This is a genomic window from Hymenobacter amundsenii, assembly GCF_002204745.1.
Lineage (GTDB): Bacteria > Bacteroidota > Bacteroidia > Cytophagales > Hymenobacteraceae > Hymenobacter > Hymenobacter amundsenii.
The window spans coordinates 1-22,078 of record NZ_NIRR01000050.1 but is presented as its reverse complement, the minus strand read 5'-3'; the positions used below and the strand labels follow the sequence as shown (position 1 = coordinate 22,078).

At 59.0% G+C, this 22,078-nt stretch carries 27 protein-coding genes; 13 read left to right on the top strand and 14 right to left on the bottom strand.

Features of this window, described 5'->3' with window-relative positions:
* Nucleotides 1-539 precede the first annotated feature (539 nt).
* The gene (locus CDA63_RS18375) at nt 540-968 is read right to left on the bottom strand and encodes a hypothetical protein (protein ID WP_088465918.1); all 429 of its coding nucleotides are present in this window, start codon (nt 966-968) and stop codon (nt 540-542) included.
* A gap of 469 nt (nt 969-1,437) precedes the next feature.
* Nucleotides 1,438-2,625 (bottom strand): FAD-dependent oxidoreductase, encoded by a 1,188-nt coding sequence (locus CDA63_RS18370; protein WP_088465917.1) that lies wholly within the window; start codon nt 2,623-2,625, stop codon nt 1,438-1,440.
* A 465-nt stretch (nt 2,626-3,090) separates the two neighbouring features.
* Between CDA63_RS18370 and CDA63_RS18365 the strand changes: the two genes are divergently transcribed.
* On the top strand, nt 3,091-3,996 hold the full coding sequence (locus CDA63_RS18365) for a carboxypeptidase-like regulatory domain-containing protein (protein ID WP_088465916.1): 906 nt from the start codon (nt 3,091-3,093) through the stop codon (nt 3,994-3,996).
* Between the two features lie 53 nt (nt 3,997-4,049).
* On the opposite strand, the gene CDA63_RS18360 is transcribed toward CDA63_RS18365, so the two are convergent.
* The 3 genes from CDA63_RS18360 to CDA63_RS18350 form a co-directional block, all read right to left on the bottom strand.
* Nucleotides 4,050-4,946: a carboxypeptidase-like regulatory domain-containing protein gene (locus CDA63_RS18360; protein WP_088465915.1), complete on the bottom strand. Its 897-nt coding sequence runs from the start codon at nt 4,944-4,946 to the stop codon at nt 4,050-4,052.
* Nucleotides 4,947-5,337: 391 nt separating this feature from the next.
* On the bottom strand, nt 5,338-5,817 hold the full coding sequence (locus tag CDA63_RS18355; protein ID WP_088465914.1) for a hypothetical protein: 480 nt from the start codon (nt 5,815-5,817) through the stop codon (nt 5,338-5,340).
* 100 nt (nt 5,818-5,917) lie between these two features.
* Nucleotides 5,918-6,454: a hypothetical protein gene (locus CDA63_RS18350; protein ID WP_088465913.1), complete on the bottom strand. Its 537-nt coding sequence runs from the start codon at nt 6,452-6,454 to the stop codon at nt 5,918-5,920.
* 190 nt (nt 6,455-6,644) lie between these two features.
* Here CDA63_RS18350 and CDA63_RS18345 point away from each other — a divergent pair, with 190 nt between their 5' ends.
* Nucleotides 6,645-7,067, top strand: a complete 423-nt coding sequence (locus CDA63_RS18345) for a hypothetical protein (RefSeq protein ID WP_126546947.1) — start codon at nt 6,645-6,647, stop codon at nt 7,065-7,067.
* 172 nt (nt 7,068-7,239) lie between these two features.
* Here CDA63_RS18345 and CDA63_RS18340 read toward each other — a convergent pair whose 3' ends face one another.
* The 4 genes from CDA63_RS18340 to CDA63_RS18325 form a co-directional block, all read right to left on the bottom strand.
* Nucleotides 7,240-8,133 carry a MerR family transcriptional regulator gene (locus CDA63_RS18340; protein ID WP_088465911.1) on the bottom strand — a complete coding sequence of 298 codons (894 nt, stop codon included), beginning with the start codon at nt 8,131-8,133 and terminating at the stop codon, nt 7,240-7,242.
* Between the two features lie 153 nt (nt 8,134-8,286).
* The gene (locus CDA63_RS18335) at nt 8,287-9,006 is read right to left on the bottom strand and encodes a carboxypeptidase-like regulatory domain-containing protein (RefSeq protein WP_088465910.1); all 720 of its coding nucleotides are present in this window, start codon (nt 9,004-9,006) and stop codon (nt 8,287-8,289) included.
* Nucleotides 9,007-9,184: 178 nt separating this feature from the next.
* Nucleotides 9,185-9,565, bottom strand: coding sequence for a hypothetical protein (locus tag CDA63_RS18330; RefSeq protein ID WP_088465909.1), 381 nt, complete (start codon nt 9,563-9,565; stop codon nt 9,185-9,187).
* 52 nt (nt 9,566-9,617) lie between these two features.
* Nucleotides 9,618-10,046, bottom strand: a complete 429-nt coding sequence (locus tag CDA63_RS18325) for a hypothetical protein (protein WP_242434744.1) — start codon at nt 10,044-10,046, stop codon at nt 9,618-9,620.
* Between the two features lie 584 nt (nt 10,047-10,630).
* Between CDA63_RS18325 and CDA63_RS18320 the strand changes: the two genes are divergently transcribed.
* On the top strand, nt 10,631-11,089 hold the full coding sequence (locus CDA63_RS18320) for a hypothetical protein (protein ID WP_088465908.1): 459 nt from the start codon (nt 10,631-10,633) through the stop codon (nt 11,087-11,089).
* A 158-nt stretch (nt 11,090-11,247) separates the two neighbouring features.
* Nucleotides 11,248-11,913, top strand: a complete 666-nt coding sequence (locus tag CDA63_RS18315; protein WP_088465907.1) for a class I SAM-dependent methyltransferase — start codon at nt 11,248-11,250, stop codon at nt 11,911-11,913.
* A 313-nt stretch (nt 11,914-12,226) separates the two neighbouring features.
* On the opposite strand, the gene CDA63_RS18310 is transcribed toward CDA63_RS18315, so the two are convergent.
* The 3 genes from CDA63_RS18310 to CDA63_RS21670 all read right to left on the bottom strand — a co-directional run bounded on the left by CDA63_RS18310 (nt 12,227) and on the right by CDA63_RS21670 (nt 14,257).
* Nucleotides 12,227-12,439 (bottom strand): hypothetical protein, encoded by a 213-nt coding sequence (locus CDA63_RS18310; protein WP_088465906.1) that lies wholly within the window; start codon nt 12,437-12,439, stop codon nt 12,227-12,229.
* A 154-nt stretch (nt 12,440-12,593) separates the two neighbouring features.
* On the bottom strand, nt 12,594-13,727 hold the full coding sequence (locus CDA63_RS18305) for a sensor histidine kinase (RefSeq protein ID WP_126546946.1): 1,134 nt from the start codon (nt 13,725-13,727) through the stop codon (nt 12,594-12,596).
* Between the two features lie 404 nt (nt 13,728-14,131).
* Complete coding sequence (locus CDA63_RS21670; protein WP_262490676.1) at nt 14,132-14,257, bottom strand: hypothetical protein; 126 nt, start codon at nt 14,255-14,257, stop codon at nt 14,132-14,134.
* Between the two features lie 46 nt (nt 14,258-14,303).
* Here CDA63_RS21670 and CDA63_RS18300 point away from each other — a divergent pair, with 46 nt between their 5' ends.
* The 6 genes from CDA63_RS18300 (at nt 14,304) to CDA63_RS18275 (ending at nt 19,000) form a co-directional block, all read left to right on the top strand.
* Nucleotides 14,304-14,783 carry an MFS transporter gene (locus CDA63_RS18300; RefSeq protein ID WP_242434743.1) on the top strand — a complete coding sequence of 160 codons (480 nt, stop codon included), beginning with the start codon at nt 14,304-14,306 and terminating at the stop codon, nt 14,781-14,783.
* 132 nt (nt 14,784-14,915) lie between these two features.
* A complete protein-coding gene (locus tag CDA63_RS18295) occupies nt 14,916-15,848 on the top strand; it encodes a hypothetical protein (RefSeq protein ID WP_088465904.1) in 933 nt (310 codons plus the stop codon).
* A 143-nt stretch (nt 15,849-15,991) separates the two neighbouring features.
* Nucleotides 15,992-16,384 carry a hypothetical protein gene (locus CDA63_RS18290; RefSeq protein ID WP_126546945.1) on the top strand — a complete coding sequence of 131 codons (393 nt, stop codon included), beginning with the start codon at nt 15,992-15,994 and terminating at the stop codon, nt 16,382-16,384.
* Between the two features lie 115 nt (nt 16,385-16,499).
* Entirely contained in the window at nt 16,500-18,167 is a 1,668-nt protein-coding gene (locus tag CDA63_RS18285) for a formate--tetrahydrofolate ligase (RefSeq protein ID WP_088465902.1), read from the top strand.
* 206 nt (nt 18,168-18,373) lie between these two features.
* Nucleotides 18,374-18,598, top strand: coding sequence for a type II toxin-antitoxin system HigB family toxin (locus CDA63_RS18280; RefSeq protein WP_088465901.1), 225 nt, complete (start codon nt 18,374-18,376; stop codon nt 18,596-18,598).
* Between the two features lie 54 nt (nt 18,599-18,652).
* Nucleotides 18,653-19,000, top strand: coding sequence for a helix-turn-helix domain-containing protein (locus CDA63_RS18275; protein ID WP_088465900.1), 348 nt, complete (start codon nt 18,653-18,655; stop codon nt 18,998-19,000).
* Nucleotides 19,001-19,241: 241 nt separating this feature from the next.
* Here the strand turns inward: CDA63_RS18275 and CDA63_RS18270 are convergent, their stop codons facing one another.
* The gene (locus tag CDA63_RS18270; protein WP_088465899.1) at nt 19,242-19,538 is read right to left on the bottom strand and encodes a hypothetical protein; all 297 of its coding nucleotides are present in this window, start codon (nt 19,536-19,538) and stop codon (nt 19,242-19,244) included.
* 131 nt (nt 19,539-19,669) lie between these two features.
* On the opposite strand from CDA63_RS18270, the gene CDA63_RS18265 reads away from it, so the two are divergent.
* From CDA63_RS18265 to CDA63_RS18255, 3 genes are all read left to right on the top strand, one after another.
* Nucleotides 19,670-20,101 (top strand): hypothetical protein, encoded by a 432-nt coding sequence (locus CDA63_RS18265; RefSeq protein WP_126546944.1) that lies wholly within the window; start codon nt 19,670-19,672, stop codon nt 20,099-20,101.
* 214 nt (nt 20,102-20,315) lie between these two features.
* Nucleotides 20,316-20,540 (top strand): type II toxin-antitoxin system HigB family toxin, encoded by a 225-nt coding sequence (locus CDA63_RS18260; RefSeq protein WP_242434742.1) that lies wholly within the window; start codon nt 20,316-20,318, stop codon nt 20,538-20,540.
* Between the two features lie 39 nt (nt 20,541-20,579).
* Nucleotides 20,580-20,927 (top strand): transcriptional regulator, encoded by a 348-nt coding sequence (locus tag CDA63_RS18255; RefSeq protein WP_019949164.1) that lies wholly within the window; start codon nt 20,580-20,582, stop codon nt 20,925-20,927.
* Nucleotides 20,928-21,033: 106 nt separating this feature from the next.
* Here the strand turns inward: CDA63_RS18255 and CDA63_RS20630 are convergent, their stop codons facing one another.
* Nucleotides 21,034-21,534 carry a hypothetical protein gene (locus tag CDA63_RS20630; protein ID WP_126546943.1) on the bottom strand — a complete coding sequence of 167 codons (501 nt, stop codon included), beginning with the start codon at nt 21,532-21,534 and terminating at the stop codon, nt 21,034-21,036.
* Between the last annotated feature and the right edge of the window lie 544 nt (nt 21,535-22,078).

Genomic DNA, 22,078 nt, shown 5'->3' with positions numbered 1-22,078 from the left:
GGTTGAGCATCGCCTCTAGGGTGCCGGGGAGTGTTCCTAGTCGTTCAGCCACGTTCGTTAGTGGCAGCTACTGGCGGTTAGCTCGTTTACCTTCGGACCGTTTGCGTAAACCGTGCACGTTTTAGTTTTGAAGGTGAAAAATGCTTCTGTGCTTCTGCTTGGCGTCATGGGGTAGGGCCTTACCTTCTCGCCGTTACGCGCCGGTCCGCCGGCCAACGAAGCTCGTGCACAGAAGTGGCTGGTGGCCCTTCGACACGCGATGGACAAAGAGCGGGCCCGACCCGTCCCCCCCCCCCCACATCGGCAGTACACAGAGCCGGCCGCCGTGCCTACAGGGGCGGTACAAGACACCGCCGCACGCGCCTATAAGGATGCCCGTTTACGTATGCGGAGCGCCTTTCTCAATTCGGTGCTTCGCCCCCCCCCCGCGTGTTCGAGCAAGAAGCCTGGGTGGTTGAGTTTCCGCGCTTGAAAGAAGTGGCCACCCTGCAGTTCTTTGTGCTGTACCGGCGTGACCGGAAGGTGTTGATTGCCAAGACTCATCGGTTATAGGAGCGGGTTTCCGTGATGGTCGAAGTAGTGGTTGGTGTTTTGGCTTCTATTACCAGCTTTTGGGCGGTAAGCTGTAACACCTTGTTCGTAGTGGTGGCCCCAATCGGCTGGCTGTTGTAGAAGTAGGTAAGGAATGGCGGGTCAAACCGATAGGTCGCCACAATGGAGGGGCTGGGCGATTGCAGGGTCCCGTCGGCGTTGAAAAACACGGAAGCCCCTGGATTCTGAGCGAAATAGAGGGTGCTGTCCTGGCGGACAATGCGCCCGTCTGAGGCAGTTTCTGTTCTCACGTATCGCTGTGTCTGCCAGGTTCCGACCAGCAGTTGCTCAGGGGTGAGCGGCTTGGGGTCGACGGCTGCCTTCTTGCAGCTCGCCACGATAAATAACCCGCACCATAAAACTTGTTTTAACGACATAAGTATGTTGTTGGCGACGGCCGTTTCTTTGAAATCGATTACTAAAAAGCTATTAAGAAAGTCGCCAAAACGGCGTAGAGACGCATAGTTTCGTCTTGTCGTTGAGTGATACCAGCAATTTTCGTTCAACGACGAGAAACAACTATGCGTCTCTACATCGGCGAACCTACTTCCTAAACAGCTTCAATATAAGTAATAATCAAACGCTCGTGGCTGTTGCAGAACTTCACTCGAGGTCTCGCGTGAGACCTCTGGCGGCCAAGCCAGGCCTCAAACTGGCGATAAAGCAGCTTTTTGCAGCTAACCGTACTAGTTGTGAGCACTCGTCGAACGAGTGTGATAGTTCTGCAACAGCCACTGCACCTTTCTGGCTCCCGCCTCCCCACAGATGGACGCCTTGACACGCCCGCCGAGGGACAACTCGTTTAACCTTTGTACCAAGCTTTTAACCAAGGCCAACTGTGTTCGTCTATGGGCGCTTACCTGTTCTGCTCCACAATACTCTGCCCAATGCCTGCAGAAAGGGCCACGGGGTCACGGAACGCATGATATAATAGTTCTCCCGCCACGAAGTTTGCTCGTCCAGAAAGGCAAAGAGCCGTGGCACGGCATTGCGGTGAAATAGGTCGGCGAAAATGCCCCCGAGCTGGTCCCCGTGGCGTTGAATGACGTCCAGCAGCAGCGTATCGAAGAGCCGGAACTGCCAACGGTCTCCGGTCGCGTCCACGGGCGGGTAACCCGTGGTGGCCAAGGCCTGCACCAGCCGCGCCGAGTGGCGCTGGATGCGGGCAAACGTGTACCCCGTGCTCGGCTTTGCGCGCCCGGCCCGGGTGCCCAGGTTGAGCACGTGGGCGCTGGCCCGCGCCGGCAGGGGGTGGTCGGTCATGGGAATGCTGCCCCCTTCTTCGGCCACGATGCGGTATGGTTGGCCCGCCAGCTGCGCGGCCAGGTAGCGGCGCAACTCGGTTTCGTATTCCTCCACTGGCAGGCGTTGGGGCGAAAACACGGTAAATTCCACCAGGGCCCGGCGCTTCGAAAACGGCAGGGTGTACACGAACCGGGCCTGGCCGCGCTGGGGCACCCGAAAGTCCATGAACTGCACGGTATCGGGGTCGAACGCGTCGTGGTCCGTTTCTACTTCCCAGCCCCGAAAGTGCTGCTCTAGGTACCGGTAGCGGGTGGGCTCTCGAACCAGGGCAGGCAAGCGGCTATCGAAGGCATAGCGCACGCGCAGCGACTGGCCATCGGCGAGGCGGGCGCATACCCCGCCGGGCACCTCGGTTAACGCCACGACGCGCCCAGAAAGGCAGGTGAACTGCGCGGGCCGGGCGGCGAGCACCTGGTGCACGTGGGTGTAAAAGTCCTGCGCCCGGACCATGCGGTAGCGGTACGGGCCCAACCCAAACACGTGTTCGTACGTCGGGGTCCGCAGCACCAGCTTGGCCCAGCGGTGGGCTTCGACGGCCTCAAAAGGGGTAGAACCCGTGGCCCAATAGCGCCAGGTGCGGTCATTGGCCTTGACCGACTCCGGCTCGACCACGACCACCCGCTTATCTGCCAAACGGGGTTCTTGGGCCAGGTGATAGGCCAAGCTGAGCCCGGCGGCACCACCGCCGATAATTAAGTAGTCGCAGGCATAGGCGTCGTCTGGGGGCATTGAGCAGCGAAAGGCAAGTTGTAGGAGGCAAAAATCGCAATTTTCGACGCTGCTTTTTCAAAGCACCTCATTTAATGAGGTAGGGGCAGTGGGAAAGAAAATCGAACGGACTCCAATATGGCGGTTACAGGATAAATTATCTAACAGAACAAAAGCAAGAAAAGCTACCAGTACGAACTAGGCAGTGCTTCTACTTTTATTTCAAGTACATAATTCATCTTATAAGAGCACCCTTGGAATCGTGGTGGTTTTGGCCTCTCGGCGCGGCCTAGTGCCAGCATAGCACTTTGCCAGGGACTAGGCTCCATTTTGAGCGTTTACGAAACGTATCTCTGTGGGCTACTTCGTAAACTTTGAATCTTAGACGGTTTTTAAACTCGCCCTATTTGTTTAACAGCACCCAACCTTTCGTTAGCTTATTAGCTCCTTACCCCTGATAAATGCACGGCACTTTTAACTGATTATATGATGCGAGTACGAGTTGTCTTGTTGGCGCTTGCCGGTTGTTTTTGGGTTAGCCTGGCGTTGCAAGCACAGGAGTTGAAAGGGCGGGTTCTGGCTGCATCTTCTGACAAACCAATAGCTTTTGCCACCGTGGGCATCAGGGGCAAGGCGCTGGGCTCAACGACCGATGAACGCGGGTACTTCGCGTTTGCCGTGCCCACTGCCTTGCCTGGCACTGACTCTGTGATTATTTCCTGCATCGGCTTTCGGGCCGTGCGGCTGACGGTGAGCCAGCTGCGGCGGGCGGAGGGCGTGTGGCGCCTGCCGCCACTGGCCCAGGCCCTGGGCGAAGTGCGGGTGCGTCACCCCCAACTACAGCCGGCTGTTCTGGGCCGCAACGCGGTGGGCGGGATGGCCTACTGGACCACCAAAATCCGGGACTCCACCCTGACCGTCGCCCGCGACGAGCGCGGCTGGGAAGTGGCGACGGTCCTGCCGGTGCGCCGCAGCTGCTACGTCGACAGCTTTCGCTTCTACGTCAGCCAGAATGATTTCCAGCCCGTCCGGTTCCGGTTTGTGCTGTACGAGCTGACCGAGGGCCGGCCCACGCGGCAGCTGCTCACCGACGACATTCAGTTTACGCTGCCCCGTCAGCAAACCGGCTGGGCTACCCTGGATTTGCGGGCCTACAACATACAGTTGCGCAAAGGCCAGACTGTGGCGGCCGGCATCCAATGGCTGCAAGGCGAGAAACTAGTTCCCGGAAGCGGCCCCCAGAGCGGGGCGCTGAGCGGGCCGGGCGCCTTTCCGTCGGTGGGCCACCGCGTGCTCGTGCGCGACAAAAGCGAGGCGGAGTGGCGGAGCCTTCCGGTCAATGTGAGCATGTACCTGGCGGTCCAAGAGTATAAGGAGGCAAAGGCCAACTAAGCAGTAGCCCCTGTTACGTGCTGTAAACGGTCGTTTGCAACACGTAAAAGCGGTTAATCTTTGACGGTCAGGTAAAAAGCGATTTGTAATTTCCTCCCTAGTAACGGCACATTGCTTTTCATGGTCGGCTTTCCCCAGGCCCCTTGGCTGGCGACCCGGAAATAGCATTGCCCGCCGTACCCCAGGGCGCCCCCAAAGCGGAGTTTCGACACATCAGGGGCGCCGGGTCCGCTGCTTTTCACCAACTCCACCGCGAGCAGGCAATCCTCCGTCAAGACCAACCGGTCGGCGGTGAGGTCGGCGGTGAGGTCGGCGGTGAGGACGCCTTTTGGGGGACCCGTGGTTAACAGCACGTCGCGTTGCAGGAGCTTTTCGGCGGTCGGCTGTCCCTGGGCGTCCAGCCGGTACACGTTCACGCGCAGCGTGAGGGGCGTCGTTTCGTTTTTTTTGACGACCACGTGCAGGCTTTGCACGAGCGAGGGGCGTCGCTCCACATGGATAAGCGTACCGATTTCGGTCCCTAGTTCGTTGCTTATCATGCCGAAATCAACCATTGGCGCCGGCTTGTCCAGCCCCAGCGTCCGGGTCCGGGAGTAGACCGAAGCGGCCACGACGTTTACGTCGGTCAAGGGGACGGTCAGGGGAGCAAGCCCCACGTTGGCCCCGGCCAGCAAGGCCGCGAAGGGCAGCATCCGCGGCTCGTAGCCGACACTGGACACGCGCACGCTATCGGCCGCGTACGCGAGGTTGTAGCGCAGCTGATAGCGGCCTTGCTCGTCACAAACCGTGCCCAGGCCCCGTTTGGGTAAGCCCACGTTGACGAAGGGGATGGGTTGTTGGGTAGCACTGTTTACTATCGTCCCCCCAATCAGTTGGGCGGCAGCGGTGGCAGGTAGTAAGGATAGTAGAACCCAGCAGAAACGTAGGGGAAAGAAGCAATTAAAGGGCATAGGAGCGTCTTACGGCTGACAAATAGAGCGCGCAAGGTACACCCGGACAAATTCCGTTGCGCTAAGGCAAGCCTTGTCAAGAAAATACAATTCTTAGCCATTGAAAAGTGTAACACCAAACCCGCACATATTTCGAGTTCGGGACTATAAGATAGATTACGTAAAGGGACACAACCCAGATAAGCACGGGGCTTTTTGCACTCCCCTACTGCCCCAAAATCCTGTTTGCCCAGGCCCGGGAAAGCGTCCGGTTTCGAGTTTACGAAACTCATCCCCTTTCCGAGTTTCGTAAACTTTGAATCGTAGACGAGTTTCGTAAACTCAACCGGTCCTACAGAGGTCACTTCGCAGCTGCGTGTAGGCCTGCGTATGTCGTTTGCTTAAAGGAGCGTTATTTTACTGCTCGGCCACTGGTGTCACCATCCCGCACAAGCGTGACAACATGCACCCCGTTTTCACGAAGATCAGGGGGGAGTCGCAGCCCGCTTTCTTTGATCACAAACGAGGTGGTGTCGTAGCGCATGGACGCGAGCAGGGAGATGTTTTCCCGAACCACAAACGTGGTGTCCCGGGCGTAGCGCCCAAATTCGACGTGGAGTCGGTGCGTCCCCTCGCAGAGACGAACCATGCGCGCAAACCACTCATCGCTGATGATGTGCCGTGGAATCACCTGGGCGAAGACCAGCGAATCGTCGATGACCAGCCGGACGGGGGCCAACGTGTCTTGCTCGCTCCGGTTGGTGGTGTAGAGGTGAACTTCGTGCGTTGGAGCCGTGCACGCGTTTTCCTCCGTGGATGCAGAGGAGCAGCTTGTTATCAGGAAGCTGCCCATCAGCAGCGCACACGTCGGCGCAAAAGGCAGGTCTTTCATAGCAGGAGCAATGCAAAATACGGGCGATAACCAATACCAACCTGTCCGTAACGCATCCTCACACTCCTCACTGCATTAGGTGGTTCAGGAAAACGGTCCCTTAAAGCTTGTCTACTCGGGATAAAACCTGACGAAAGTAGCGATTCAATAGCCCACTACCCTGAAACGTAGCGGCGACCACGGGAGCCGCGTCCACCACGGCTTGCTGATAGGCTGGTGAATACACGGAGGCCGTCGAACCTGGGAGGCTGCCCAAGTAGGCGAGCTGATAGATCGGGTTCACTGGGGCCAATATGGTCGCTTGGCGGAGCATGTCTTTTCCTTTCTGTTCCCACTCGTCAAACGGGCCAAATTCGTACGGTAGAATAGCGATGGTATAGCCCGCTAAAAAGTGAAAGTCCGCTCGCGTGGCGAAACGAGATTCCCCTTCTATCAACAACGCGCGCAATCGAGCGGCCACTTCAAGGCGCTCCAACAACTCTACTGGGGCTTGGTCAAGTGTATCCCAGAGGAAAAAGTAAAAGTGTCGCCAGACTTGGTAATCATCCGGGCGCTGTCCGTACAGGTCTACGTAGGCATGAAAGGCCGGCTCGAGCTGCTGCTCTTCCAGTTGGAGAATTTCTGCTAAAGAGTACATGTAAAGGGTGATTTAAACAGCTATCATCTTTCTGATAGGGTACGATAAGAGCCCGATTATCGTACCCTATCTGGCTATAAGATAGTAGGCAACCGGTCATTGCTATTCTCGCTCTTACGCGTCCCCTGCGTCAAGCTCCGGCTTTGGCTTGTAATCCGCGGTTGCTACCTTACACCGCATGAAGCCGGAGATGAAAGAGTTATCCCTATCTACTTTAGCCCACTACGCCATCACCTATGAGCCGTGTCCGCCCTTGCTGCGGGGGGCCAACAGCCGCCGGCTTAGCGCGGAAGAAATTACGGAGACCTGCGAGCTGCTGCTGGCCACGGCCCGCCACTACGCCTGCCGGTACTGGCTCCTGGACGGCCGCTCGCACCAGCAAGCACAGCCCCAGGCCCTCCACGACTGGATGCGGGACGAGTACTTTCCCCGCCTCTCACGGGAGCTGGGGCCGGGAGCTTGCCTTTGCTTCCTGGTCCCGGAGCCGGTGTGGACCGGCTTGCCGGCGTTGGGGTACGGGCAGTTACAGAACGGTTTTGTTCACGGCGTACGGATGGGGTGGTTCACCGATGAAGCAGCTGCCTTGGACTGGCTGGCGAGGCAACGGACCTAGGGGCCTCCATCGCCAAGTTGATGCCCCCTCCCTTTTGCCGGCGTAAGAAAACAAGGTTTGGGGGGGGAGGAAAGCGATGAACCAATTCGCCCTCGCTCGCCTTGCTGCCTTGCCTATTGCCCGACTGCCCCCGCTTTTTCATGCGCTCCGAAGGCTCGCCTATTGAACCGGACTACCAAGTCCGGCCGGCATCCAGGTGTTCCAACACATCCGTTATCCGGCTTACGTACTCGGCCTTGAGCGGTAGTTGCGGGCTCAGGTGCCGGGCCAGCGAACCACAGAACAGCAGCTGACAGCCGGGACAGAGCGCCCGCAACGTCTGCCCAAATTCGCCCACGCGCTCCGGCAGCATGCCGGCCGTCAGCACCGTGAGCACAACCCCCGGTTTAAATGAGGCGCAGGCCGCCCCTACATCGGGCAACGGCAGGCTCTGGCCCAGGTACAGCACCTGTTGCCCCCGCCGGCGCAGCCCATAAGCCAAAAAAAGCAGGGCCAGCTCGTGTTCTTCGCCTTCGGGCAGAAACAACAGCCACCGGGCCGCGCCCGCCGGTGGGTAGGAGGGCAACGCATCGAGCGCGGCCAGCACCTTTTGCCGAACCAGTTGCGAGAGCAAATGTTCCTGGGCAATATTGAGGGCCCCGGTTTGCCAGGCCATCCCGATGCGTTGCAGTAGTGGGTACACCAAATGCAGCATAACCGGCTCCAGGCCCTGGTCGGTGATGGCGTCCGTTAGCAGGTAATGTAGCCGGGGCTCGTCCAGATCGAGCATGGCCGTCATCAGGGCATTGAGGCGGGCGGCGAAAGACGGGGATACCGTGGCCTGCAGCTGCGCCGCGGCCTGGCTTCTTTCCGTTTCGCTGAGCTGCATGACCCGCGAGATGCGCCAGCCATGGCCACAAAGCGAGGCGACGTGCAGCAGCCGGTGCAGATCGTCGTCGTCGTAGTAGCGCTTATTGTTCGCCGTTCGGTGGGGAGTCAGCAGGCCGTAGCGCGATTCCCAGGTACGGATCGTGTGCGCTTTTATACCCGTAATCTGGGCTAAATCACCAATTAGATACTGCGCCATACGTCATATAAAACCAGCCCTGCGGCGGCTGCCGGGTAACTCTCAGGCAACGCACGGAGCAAGGTACAGAAAAGCTCCCCGGATACGGCTCGTCCCTGCTGCTAGCGGAACGGGTCGTATCCAGGGAGCTTGTCTCGGCTGGCTAATAGCGGGCTAGAACAGCCACCAGCGACGATGCTTTTTGGGCGCTTTGGCCGTGAGCAGCTTCGTTGGCAACAACGTCACATTCTGCGTATAGCGGCCCTGCAGCGCTATGTCATCCTCCGCGTAGCCCGCGTACGCGTACTGTAGCTGCTGGGCCTGGTTAGCAGGCAGCACTAGTGTATAGTTGCCGTTGGCATCGGTGCCCGCACCCCAGCCCGTGGTTTTGTTGAGAACGGTTGCCCCTACCAGGGGGTGGCCATTCTCATCGAGAATGCGGCCCCGCACCGTAACCATGCGCAGGCTGGACGCAGCGGCTGCTTCCGCGCTTGGCAGGGAAGCCGTCAGCCTCTCGGATACGGTGGGCACCTCCGTGGGCAGATTGACTTCCGGCAGATTGACTTCCGGCAGATTCACGGCCGCCATCGAAGCGCCGGCCACCAGGGCTGCCCCGGCTACCAGCGACGCGGCCCGCCGCCGGAACCGCTGCGGCTCCGTGCGGATAGACTCCAGCTGCCGGCCCACCCAGCCGATCGGTTTTACCGACTCGCCCTGGTGGTGCATGTCGTAGAAGCGCAGCAGCGTTTCGTCGCCCAACTGCCGGTTGGCTTTCAGGTAGGCCTCCACGGCCTGGGTGCTGGGGCGCGACAAATCGCCGCGCAGGTAAGCATCCCGGTACACGGGCAGCAGCGTACCCGTAGTCGAATCAAAAGGAGAAGCGGTGAGTTGCATACGCGGGTAGAGTGAAAGGTGAAAGAATGAGTGGAAAACCAGCCAGACAACACCCTCTGCTCAGCCACGACGAGCAGGTGCTATCTGTGAAAACAAGAAATGGGCAGTAGAGGCAATGCCCTGCCGCGCGGCGAAACCTGGGGCCGGCTCGTGAAACAGGAGCCGGCCTCCCCGGTCTTTACTTGAGCAGGTCGACCTGCTGGCGAAGCACGTCGCGGGCAATAGCCAGGTTGGTATCGCGGGTGTTCACGGCCAGGTAGATGAATTTTTTGCCCCCGTCGACCAGGTTGATCAGGTGGATCTGGTTGGTGAGGGTAATGAGAATATCATCAATTGCCTCGCCCGACAGCTTGAGCGCCGCCATCGCCTTCTGCTTCTGCTTCACCACTTCGGTGTTATAGGCGGCTGCGGTTTCCGGATTGAGCGCGGGCGAATTGGAATGCGAGGCGAGCACCATGCCCGATTGGGCATCCACGATGGCAATGGCCAGCAGCTGGGGCAACTCATCGAGGATGTTTTGAACCGCCTTGCCGGCGGAGTTAGTAGTAGAGTAAGCCATGCAGTTGAAAAAGAGAAAATGGAGAAAGAGAAAAACGGGAACGGGTGAAAAGCTAGCTGCTGTGTTGCGCTAAAATGGTCCGGGCAATGGCCAGGTTGGTATCCTGGTTGTCGACGACCAGGTAGAATAGCCGTGCGCCATCCTGGCTCACGCGCAGCAGGTGGGCCTGCGTGGTCAACGAAATCAGGATGTCGTCAATGCGTTCATCGGCCAACTTGAGCGCGGCAATAGCGCGCCGCTTCTGCTTGATGACCTCCGCGTTGTGGGCGGCCGCCTTGGCGGGGTTGAGCGCTGGCAGGGCGGAGTAAGCCGCCAGACTCTGCCCGGTTTCAATTTGGATCACGGCCACGGCCAGCAGCTCCGGCAGCTCCTGCCGGATAGCCTGAATAGTTTTTTCGGCTCGCTGCACCTGCTTGCTATCCACCGCCGGGGTGCCCTTGCCAGTCAGCGCTTGAAGACGGGAGAGTAAGGGTATATTCATATAGTAGGGCTTGTGTGCAGCAACGAGCGTTGGCCTCTAGAACGAGGACTATTCTTTTTTGTTTAACAAAACTGCCATTTTCATTAAGCAAAACAGAATATATTCGGCCAATGTGCTTCATATCGGGATGAATGCCCATTATGGGGCGATTGTTTGCCTCGATTAAAACTACGGTTCAGCTTAGAAAAATCTATTTACTGTTGTGCTTGAGATAAGCCCGTTTCGACGTTTCCCCTTCCTTTGTTATCTTCCCTAGGCCATGGTCCCACACGTGCTGCTCCTGGTTTCGTCTTCGCACCGTAGGTGGCACGACTGGCTGGCCCAGCACGGCGGGCTTGCTCACCACCGCGTTTCAGTAACCGCGCTTTTTTATACCAACATCGAATTGAAAATGCAGGCTTGGCTACCATTATTCATTGAAGGTTTTTGCACTACCGATAGCAAGCCGCCGAAGGTTCGCCTCCACCTAGGGCGAGTGGGCCCCGGCGCATGGCTCAGGGGGCTATCCCAAGCAGAGACATGTTGGCGGCCAACGAATCAGATTGTTCTCCGCGCCTGCTTCCCCTAGTCCTATAAGTCGTTCCATGCATATCAGCACTTTATCCAATGCCGACGGCGGCAGCTGCACGCTCACCTTCGAAGAACCCGACGGCTGGCTGCGGGCCACGTGGCGCGGGCATGTGGACCCAGTGGAGGCCGTGCGCGGGGCCGAGAATTATCTGGCCCACGCCGCCCTGCGGCCCTGCCCCTACCTGCTCAACGACAATTCTGCCTTGCGAGGTCCCTGGTTTGATTCGGTGGATTGGCTCGAACGGGTATGGTTGCCCCATGCCCTGCGGCTGGGGCTACGCTACATCGCCCATGTCGTGCAGGCCGATACCTACACCGACTTGCTGACACTCACCTTCCCGCAGGCCCTGCGGGGCCAGCTGGAGCTCCAGATTTTCTCCGCCGTGGCCGAAGCGGAAGAGTGGCTGCGCAGCCGGCGGCACGACGCATGTAGCGGGCAGGCAGCGGAGACAAAAGGTGCCTTCTCTGGGTAATAATAAATCCAACTCACGTGTCCGAGCCACCGGCTTCCTGTCTGGAGCAGGCGGAAGCCGGGGTCTATTAGCACCGCGCCGCAGCCTTGCAGCGGATGGGGGCGAGCGTTTCTCGAAGTACTTCAGCTTCAAAAGACTAGTTCACGTAAGCGGGGTCTATGATTACTTCCAGCCCGACCACTTACTGGGATACGCTCTACGCCCAACAGCGGTCGGAGCAGGCCAGTTGGTTCCAGCCGCAAGCTGCGGCTTCCGTACGCCTGTTCGCGCACGCCAACCTGCCCTTCGATGCGCCTATCGTCGACGTGGGGTCGGGCCTCTCGCCCTTCTTTGATGAGCTGCTGGCCCAGGGCTACGTAAACCTGATTGCCACGGATCTGAGCGCTACCGCCCTGGACCAGCACCGGCGTCGACTGCCGCCCGAGCAAGCGGAGCGGGTGCTGTGGGTGGTCGACGACGTGACGGCCCCGCAGCACCTGCCCTTGCTTGATCCCGTGCTGCTCTGGCACGACCGGGCGTTGCTGCATGGTCTAACAAGTCCTAGCCAAACGGCGACGTATCGCCGTCTGTTGGACCACATGGTCGTAGCCCACGGCTGGGTTCTGTTGGCTACGCGCGCGCCACAGTCCAGTCCGGCCCTGACCGATGCCGGTTTGCTGGTTCAGCCCTATGGCGTGGGCGAGTTAACGGCGCTGCTGGGCGCCGATTACGCGCTGCGGTGCGCCTTCGACGAAGTGCATGAAACGCCCCAAGGAGAAAAGCAGGCCTATACGCACGCCCTCTTCCAACGCAACGCCACGACCCGCCGGGGTGCCTGGCAGTAGCTGGCTGGCAACGCATTCGGGAAGGCGCTCAAACCAATGGGAAGGGCCGCGGACAGGCTTCTCTCAGGGAACGGTCCGATGAACACACTAAATTTCATGCCTACGAATACCTGCTACGCCTTGCTGGTAAAAGCGCATTTATAGGGGTGATCACCTAGCAAATCAAGAGGCTTTCGTTTAAGAAAACGGTCCGAAGGTAAACGCTGCGTTTGCTGAAAGGAGGGCTTTCCCGCAATTACCAGGCGCTTCGGCCCCGTTCGCCGTAGCCCCCGGCGAACTGTTTCCCCGGTCGGGGGCCTTCCAAACGCACCGCTTACTCGTGCTCGCGGACCTCCAAACGAGCTATCACTTCGTCCAGCGTCAGGCTTCCGCGCACGAACTGGAGTAGCATCCGTTCGTAGGGCTGGGGCATCATAGGGGTGCCCTCCGCAAGGCGCAAGGCGACGGTAACCAAGCGTTGCCGGCCGTGCTCAGTGTCAAATAGGACGCTGGGCGGGCGCAACTGCGACGAAAGAGACGGCTTCATGCCCCAGATTTCCCCTGCCGAAACGCCTTTCACAAGCAGAGCAATAGCCTTTTACGCGCTGGAAAGACGTATTTCTTAGGAAAAACCCGCCGTTCCACCTACGCAGTTTCCCAATTCCCTGCTGCAATCCGCCTCGTCTGGTGGCCCTGCTTGGTTAGGAAAAAACGACGGCGGCCGCCAACTCGTCGGGCAACCGGCTGTCAACGCCTTCGGCCAAGGGGATTTCCACGGTGAACACGCTGCCTTCGCCTTCGGTGCTGGCCACCGACAGCGTGCCCTCGTGCCACTCCACGATGGTTTTGCAAAGCGACAGGCCCAAGCCAACCGTTTCCTCGCCCCGCAGGCCGAGCCGCCGGGCACGGGTGAACCGCTCGAACAGGTACGGCAGCATGGGCGCCGGAATCCCGATGCCGTCGTCCGAAATTTCCACCCGCACCCGGTCGAACAGCCCCACCACCGCCACCCGCACGTGCCCCTCGTCGCGGGTGAACTTCATGGCGTTGCTCACCAGGTTGATGACCACCTGCGTGAACTTGCTCACGTCCAGGTTTGCGTACACGGCCACCTCCGGCAACTCATACGCGAAGTGGTGGCCCAACAGCTCGTAGCCGATGTGCAGCTGCTCGAGAGGCCCGCGCAGGATCTCGCCCACGTCCACCCGGTCAATCTTCAGGTTGGTGGCCACGGCCGCCGTGAACTCCAGGCGGATGAGGTCGCGAATCATCTTCACGCTCTCGCGGCTGGTGTTCTCCAACATTTTAAGCATCTGCCCGACCTCGGGTTTCACGGCCGCGGGCAGTTCGTCGCGCAAGTACTGCGCCAGCTGCTCAATCATGATAAAGGCCCCGCTGGCGTCGTGCGAGAGCACTTCCAGCGTCACGTTTTTGCGGCTGTTGAACAGGTCGGAATTGGCCTGGTGGTGCTTCGCGGCGCTGATGTCGTGCAGCGTGCAGACCAGCAACGCCCCCGTCGCCGCCGGGTGGTAGTAGGGGATGGCCGCGAACCACTGCGCCGACTCGTTCACGCGCTGTAACCGGACGTTAATCTCGCTCAACTGCTCGCCCTGTACCCACCGCGCCCAATGTTCAGCCAGGTAACCCCGGTCGTCGGGGTGAATGCGGGCCAGCAGGGCGGGCAGTTCGGCGTTGACGCCGGCACCGGTGCCAAACAAGACCTGCTCGTAGGCGTGGTTGACGAAAATTACCCGGCCGGCAGCAATGTCGTAGACAAAATGCACCTGCGCGCTGGCGTTTGCCTGGGCCAGGAAAAGGGCGGCAAAATCAAGCATGGCGCGGGAAAACAGGAAAAACAAGTAATGGCGTAAGCTGAACCGTAAAGAACGGCAAAAAATAGTAAGCAGTTGGCAATGAACAGCTAAAGCAAGCGAGTTGAGCGCCAGCACAAGCGCCTATTTGCCCGCCTGGCCGACTTATAGCAGCGGGGATGAAGCTACGCTAAGGACTTTAAAGGCCATTCAATGGCACTAATTGGAGCCGATAATATGACTTTGTGTTGAAAACAGGTCATCTAGATGGCTCAACAAGTCAGTTCTAAAAAGCAATGCTTATTCTTTTTTGAACCGCATCTGGGAGATTATTGGGCATATACACCTTCCATACCTTGTTAATCAACAATTTGCAGCTTTTTGCACTGTCTTCCAAAAGAGCTTACCGTAACTCTACTCCCTCGTTGCTATAAGAAGGCCACTTTGTCGGGCAGCTTGTCGAGCACGCGCCGCAGAAATTCGGCCGCTACCATCCACTTAGCGCGCGGATGGAGTTCGGCGAAGGCTAACTTGCTAGTACGGTCACTGTCCACAAAAAGATACTGCTTTCCTTCCTCGGTCTGCACTTGGACAAAGTCGATGTGCAGATTGCCCGGGGTGGGGCTCAATACCACGCACGACGGCTGGGTGATGTTGGCCTTTGGGATGGGGGCCACGGTGGCCGCGCTGCTCACCGGCGTGCTCGACAAGCGTCTGGCCCGGCCCACCTTCGTGTTGGTGGGGGCGCTGCTGACCACGCTGGCCGTGTTGCCCGCCAACCGCGCCGGCCTCGGGCTGCTGCAGGCGCTGTGGCTGGTGGCCGGGGCCGGCCAGAACTGGGTGAACCTGACCACCCAACCCATCATTGCCGAACAGACGCCCGAGGAATTTCAGGGCCGGGTGTACGGGCGCACTTTGCCTGGAGCCATCTGTGGTGGGCCTTTGCCTACCCACTGGCCGGCTTCCTGGGTACGCGCTTTGCCACCGGCTCCTTCCTTTGCGGTGGGCTGGTGGCCGGGGCCCTGCTGGCCGGGGCCTGGCTATCGAGCTATCGGTGGCTCCGGTCGGCACCAATGGTAGCAGGCGAAAATACCAGGGCAAAAGCACTTTAGCTCACCCCGGCACATTGCAAAAAGCAGGAGGCATGACGTGTTAACATCTGAGGCGCAGGGCTGTACTTAGGCTGAGCCGTACTAACCCGGCCCCCGCTTTATGAAGTACCTGACCGCCCTCGTACAATCCATTTTTCCGCCTCTGCGTGCTTTTTGGGAAAGCCGCCGCACGGCGTATTATTTGAGCGTGGCGCTAGTGGTGACTTTTGGCTTGAGCATGGGACTGGCGTTGGTCAATCACTGGCATCTGCTGGAGATGCCGGGCTTGCTGGGGCGCTGCCATTTTTTACAGGCAGTGGAGGTATCGTTCACGCTGCTGCTGTTTTTTGAGATGGTGAGCCTGGTGTTTGTTATCCCGGATTCCATTGCCAACTCCATCGGCAAGCAGATTGAAATACTCAGCCTGATTCTGCTGCGCTCGTCGTTCAAGGAGTTTTCCCACTACCACTTCGAGCGGCCCCTGCAAAGCCAGCTGGAGTCAGTATACAAGATGGTATCCGACGGTGGCGGAGCATTGCTCGTGTTTCTGCTGCTCTCGCTCTACTACGGGGTGCAGCGGCACCGCGCCATCACGCAGCAGGGCGACCAGGCGGGCTTCGTGCAACTCAAGCAGTTCATATCCCTGCTGGTGCTAGTGGCGTTGTTGCTGCTCATCGGGCAAGACGTGTATCAGGCCCTGCGCACCGGCCACTGGGTGCAGTCGATCGACCGATTTTACCTGTTGCTGATTTATGCCGACGTGCTGTTCCTGCTCGTGGCCTTCCGCTACACGCTGCACTACCCCGATATTTTCCGCTACTCGGCCTTCGTGCTCGTGACGGTCTTCATCCGGTTTTCGCTGCTGGCCCCAGTGTATTACAACGCCCTGCTGGGGGTTTTCTCGGTCATGTTTGCCATTGCCGTGGTGTATTTCCACACCGTGTTCACCGACGGTCGGCTAGCCTACATCGCCCGGCGCCAAGCCCCGCCGGCCGCTGCCGGCGAAACGGCAGCGCCGCCGGCAGTTGGGGCTCCGCCTACGCCGCGGGGGTGAGCCGGTGGATGCTGCCGTTAGCTGACAGCGGCCCCAATCACAGCCGGGCCGAGCTTAGTGGGCGGTGGGCTTAAACCCGCTAATCTGCCGGAGGTGAGTTGGGCTCACCAGACCCTCACAGGTATGCGCCCATTTCTTCTCCGGTGCCTGCTCGCGGGCTTGCTGCTCTGCCCGAACCTTGGCTACGGCTAGCCGTGCCGTTCACGGTGCGCGGTGGCTTCGGCGGCGGCACGTACGCTGCCAAAGCCTCGGCCTCTATGCTGGCTAATCCCACGCCGGTAGGCTTCGTGTTTGACCATTGGCAGACCACGGTGGCCCTGCGCGCCACCTTTGCCGTGCCCACGCGCCTAGACATGCCGGCCCGGGCTATGCTAAGCCCGGTGTACCGGGCGGCCTCGGCCTGGACGTCCGTTGTCAAAGTGCGACCCAACGGCAGCAACGTGTATCACTACTATCCGGCTCCCGCCGCCCACTTCAAAGGCATCATGTCGTTTCACCACGGGGCCACCGGCACCATGCGCCTAGTGCGGGAGTAGGCCCGGCGGGCGGATATTGTGTGGCCACTGTGCCACTCACGCCGCTTGAAGGCCGCCGCGTCGCACAAAAGCAGGGCTTCCCTGTTACTAGTCTCGAACCGCTGCTCTTTTGTACATGACTGACCTTTCGATTGCCCAATCCGTGGCCCTCGCGCCCATCAAGAGCGTAGCCGCCCGGCTGGGCATTGCCGAGGACGACCTGGAGCTGTACGGCAGGCACAAAGCCAAGCTGCCGCTGGCGCTGATTGACGCGGAAAAGATGGCGCGGGCCCAACTCATCCTGGTCACGGCCATGACGCCCACCCCGGCGGGCGAAGGCAAAACGACGGTGTCTATCGGCCTGAGCGACGGGCTGAACAAGCTGGGCAAAAGGGCCATTGCCGTGCTGCGCGAGCCCTCCGTGGGGCCGGTATTCGGGGCCAAGGGCGGGGCCACGGGCGGGGGACATTCGCAGGTGGGGCCCTTGGTCGACATCAACCTGCATTTCACAGGTGATTTCAGTGCGGTGGAAAAGGCTAACAACCTGCTGGCGTCCCTCATTGACAACGCCCTCCACACGCCGGGCCACCCGCTGCACCTCGACCCACGCGCCGTGCTCTGGAAGCGGGTCATCGACTTAAACGACCGCAGCCTGCGCGACATCATCATCGGCCTTGGCGGCAAAGCCAATGGGGTGATGCGCAGCGACGGCTTCAACATCACGGCCGCCTCGGAGGTGATGGCCATCCTGTGCCTGGCTACCAGCCTGGCCGATTTGAAGGCCAAGCTCGGCAACATCCTCGTCGGATTCACCTACGCCAACGAGCCCGTGTACGCCCGCCAGCTGAAGGCGGAGGCAGCCATGGCCATCCTGCTGCGCGACGCCCTTCAGCCCAATCTGGTGCAAACCCTGGAAGGCAATCCGGCCCTGGTACATGGCGGGCCCTTCGCCAACATTGCTCAGGGCACTAATACGGTGCTGGCCACCCGCATAGGCCTCTCGCTGGGCGACTACGTGGTGACGGAAGCCGGCTTCGGCGCCGACCTGGGGGCTGAAAAATTCCTGAACATCAAGTGCGGCTACGCGGGCCTGGCGCCGGCGGCCCTGGTGGTGGTAGCCACCATCCGGGCCCTGCGTCATCACGGCGGTGCCCCGCCCGCCGAAATCAACACCCCCGACCTGACCCGGTGCGAGCAGGGGTTTATCAACCTCGAAAAGCACCTGGAAAACGCCCAAAAGTTCGGATTTCAGCCCGTGGTGGCCATCAACCACTTCGTAAGCGACACAGCCGAGGAGGTGGCCCTGGTGCAGCGCCTATGCCAGAACATGGGGGTGCAAGCCGTGGTGAGCACCAGCTGGGCCGAGGGCGGCGCGGGCGCCACCCGGCTGGCTGAGGCCGTGCTGGCCAGCATCGCGAGCGGCGCCAACCACTTCCGGCCCTTGTACGCCTGGGATCAGCCCATCAAGGCCAAAATCGAGACCATTGCCCGGGAGATTTACGGAGCTGCCGGGGTGGATTACTCGCCCAAAGCCGAAGCCGATATTCGCCGCATCAACCGGCTGGGGTTTGCCCACCTGCCCATCTGCATGGCCAAAACGCAGAAGTCGTTTTCCGACAACGAAAAGCTCATCGGCCGGCCAGTGGGTTTCCGCGTGACGGTGCGGGAATTTGAGCTGGCCACCGGGGCCGGCTTTGTCATCCCCCTTCTTGGCTCCCTGCTGCGCATGCCCGGGCTGCCAGCCGTGCCCGCCTCCGAAGGCATGAATATCGACGATGACGGCGTCATCACGGGGCTGTCGTAACCGTGATTATTTCCACTTGATTATCCTGCTGGAGCAAGAGGAGACGTTCTAGATGATGAACTGATTTCTAGAAACTGTAATTACAGATTTCAGGAGATAATTATCAATTCCAGAAGTACGCTTCGTACCTTTGGGTATGGTCATCATTTCCCAGAAGCCGCTGCGGGAGTTTTGGGAAAAGCACCCCGATGCAAAAGAAGCGCTGAGTGCCTAGTACGCCAACGCGTGAGGAAAGCGACTGGGCCCGGCACGCGGACGTGATCCGGGATTACAACACGGCCGAGTACACCCGCGACGGGCGCTACGTGTTCAACATCCGGGGCAACCGCTACCGCCTGGTGGCTCGGCTGCACTTCGCCACCCGCACCGTGTTCGTCCGCTTTGTGGGCACGCACCAGCAGTACGACAACATCGACGCCGACACCGTTTGAGCACCCGCGTTGAGGACTTGTTGTTTCTCTCCCATTTTATTAAGCTTCTTACTCATGGACATTCGCACCGAAGCCGACTACCAACAGTCCCTGGACCAGTTCACAGCCTGGATGGACCACGAACCCGCGGACCTGGCACCCATGCGGGCGCTGCGCGACGCCATCAGGGCCTACGAAAAGGGGCAGGGCTACGAATTGCCCGAGCCCCGGACACTGGTGGGCCGGCTGGAGCTGGAGATGTACCGGCGCAAGCTCAACAAGAAAAACCTGGCCGCGCTGCTGGGCATCCCGGCCTCGCGCCTGAGCGACGTGCTGCAGGGCCGCCGCATCAACCTGGACCTGGCCAAGCGCCTCTACCAGCGCCTGGGCATTCCCGCCGACTTCATTTTAGAAGCCGCTTAACGGGCCTGATCAGCCACAGGGCGCGTTCAATTAAAGGAGCGTGGCTGTTGCAGAACTCAGTTCGACCGCGCCAATCGAACGTTCAAGGAGCCTACCGACGCTAGAAAGGCGCTCAAACGGGCTTATTACACGCGCACTATTGCTCGCCTACCTGGTTTGTGAACGGACCAGTGACTTCTGCAACAGCCACGAGCGTTTGCTTTACCACATACAACGCCAATACACAGAGCGGGGATGGCAATCAAGCATCAACGAGCTTTGAGATGACCCATTCGCCTCCACTTACTGTTCTGGTAGCACCTGCTCCCCTCGGCAGGTCGGACACTTCTACGACGGTCCCGTCCAATGTTACCACCTCGGCTAAGGCCAAAACAAGAAAGTCTTCATCAGGCAACTCTTCTTCTTCGCCCGAGAATTGCCAATACCCATCTTCGTAGTGCGCGACAAACAGGATGGGCGATCCGTGGTGCACAACATACACGGTGGTGATGACGGCCGTGGTGGGGACATCTGCAAAGCTTTTCAGGGGCTGGCTCATAAGGCCCAAAAGTAAGCGGCAGCGGAACACAGGCGCGTGATTCGTTTCGTTCACGAAAACGGTCCAAAGGTAAACGCGCGCTGTTCAGTTGAAGGAGTCTTATATTGGACACTATGAGGTTTCTAATCTGTTTGCTTTCCATAGTTGCGCTCGGTGATATGGGCCTGACATGGAAGACAAGTCCCGCGCGCCAGCTGCTCATCGGCAAGTACCGCTACGACATTGCCCTTAAAACATCATATGCGCATGATGACGATGCCGACAACACCTACTTTATAATCACCCGCGCCCATTCCGGTGCAAAGCAGCATTGCAGTGGTGTTCTAAAAAGCGTTACCCGTCAGGGAGCGATTCAGACAACAGGAGCCTATGCCGTCAATGGTCCTTATCTGCTTTTCAAAAAGCGGAACCATGGTCCACGGGGCGTTCAACAATGGCAGGATAGACGGTGGGTGATTCCTGATTCGACGGTGATAACGTTTTCGCCAGACCGCAACGGCCAATTAAGGTCAGTTGAACATCGGGAATACATCAATGGAAAAAGCAGGGAGGTGGTCTATTAGAACCGCTTGCTCCTGCTTCAAGTAGTCTACCTAAACGGTCGGAACCGCAAAAGTAGATGGGGGTGAACTTAGTTGCCGCATTTGCACTTACAGATTATAGGAGAAAATTATCAATTATAGAATTCCGCGCGGTATCTTTGGGGCATGGTCGTCATTTCCCAGAAGCCGCTGCGGGAGTTTTGGGAGCAGCACCCCGACGCGAAAGAAGCGCTGAGTGCCTGGTACGCCAACGCGTGAGGAAAGCGACTGGGCCCGGCACGCGGACGTGGTGCGGGACTACAACACGGCCGACTACACCCGCGACGGGCGCTACGTGTTCAACATCCGGGGCAACCGCTACCGCTTGGTGGCCCGGGTGCACTTCGCCACCCGCACCGTGTTCATCCGCTTTGTCGGCACGCACCAGCAGTACGACCGCATCAACGCCGACACCATTTAACCAGCCGTACACTCGCTCACGTTTTAGCAGCCGATTCCCATGGACATTCGCACCCCCGCCGATTACCAGCAGGCCCTGGACCAGTTCACGGCCTGGATGGACCACGAACCCGCCGACCTGACGCCCATGCTGGCGCTGCGCGACGCCATCAGCGCCTACGAGAAGGGCCAGGGCTACGAACTGCCCGCCCCCCAGACCCTGGTGGGCCGGCTGGAGCTGGAGATGTACCGGCGCAAGCTCAACAAGAAAAACCTGGCCGCCCTGCTCGACATCCCGGCCTCGCGCCTGAGCGACGTGTTGCAGGGCCGACGCATCAACCTAGACCTGGCCAAGCGCCTCTACAAGCGCCTGGGTATTCCCGCCGACTTCATTTTAGAAGCCGCGTAGCGGTCCTGGCCAAGCACCTGTTCACCAAAACGAGGGGTTTTCATAAGCTATAAGTCGAGCTTTCCGCCGCATCGAAGATGCCGGTGCCCAACACCAAATTTTCAGGCTAGCGCTTGCGTCTAAACACATAAAGCGGCGGCTGGCCCGGGTCTTCTTGCAACGCAACTTGCCCATTGAAAACCACGGCGTTGACATCGTATTTAAAGCTCGGGTCGTTGGGTCTGGTTTTCTGCACGTCGTAATAGAGCGTGTCGGTCTTGCCGTCTACTTCCACATACCAGGTTTTGCTGCCGTTACTGCTGGCCAGCGAGGCCCCCAGCGAAGAATAGTAGAAAGCATACCGCGGCATTATCGAACCAGAATTGTTGGCGGCCCGAATCATCGTGCACCCGCCACCACTGCATTCCTTGCCTAAAAAAAAGCGCTGACCACTGCTATTGACGGACGAAACTTGTATTGGCGTGGCGGTGCTGCTTAATAAGTTATTGCCTTGTTTGTCGAGTAATACAAAGTCCAGCGTTGGAGGCATAATGTTGCCATCAGGCATGGGGGCCTTCTTACAGCCCCAGGTCCAGCAGCCTATAACGACCATTAGGGCGTATTTCATGCCTGAGCATTTCATGAGAAATATTTATATAGATCGAATGTAAGCCATACTACCTGAACTATGTATTGAAATTCACTCGAAAGGGCCTCACAAGCTAGTAAGAGAAAGCCTGTTCAGTGAAACGGTCCGAAGATAAACGAGCTTCGTTCAAAATTAGGAGCGTTATTACTGCACCTAATTTGTAGGTCGTTTTATTTGGCATTCCCTTCCTGGATTGGGGTCAAAAGCACACTTGAGCATGGTGAGCGTAGGGTTCCAATTCAGAGGGCCAATGAACAACACGCGCGAGAAGCGGGCATTTTGAATCCTCACTCGCCAGAAGGGCAAGCCCTCAACGGTCGTTTGGTACGTGGTGGCTTCGCAGTCGCGTTCGGACGGACACACGCGAAAACGGTCGGTCCGCAGGTAAAACCACCCGGCGTATACCTTTCCCTCGGGATAAAGCTGAGGTGGTCTAGTTACGCTGGACAGTTTAGGGCGTTAAGTGGAAGAAGCTGTTGGTGAGCGTAATAGGGGGTCTGATAGTCGATGCTGGAGTGCAGCC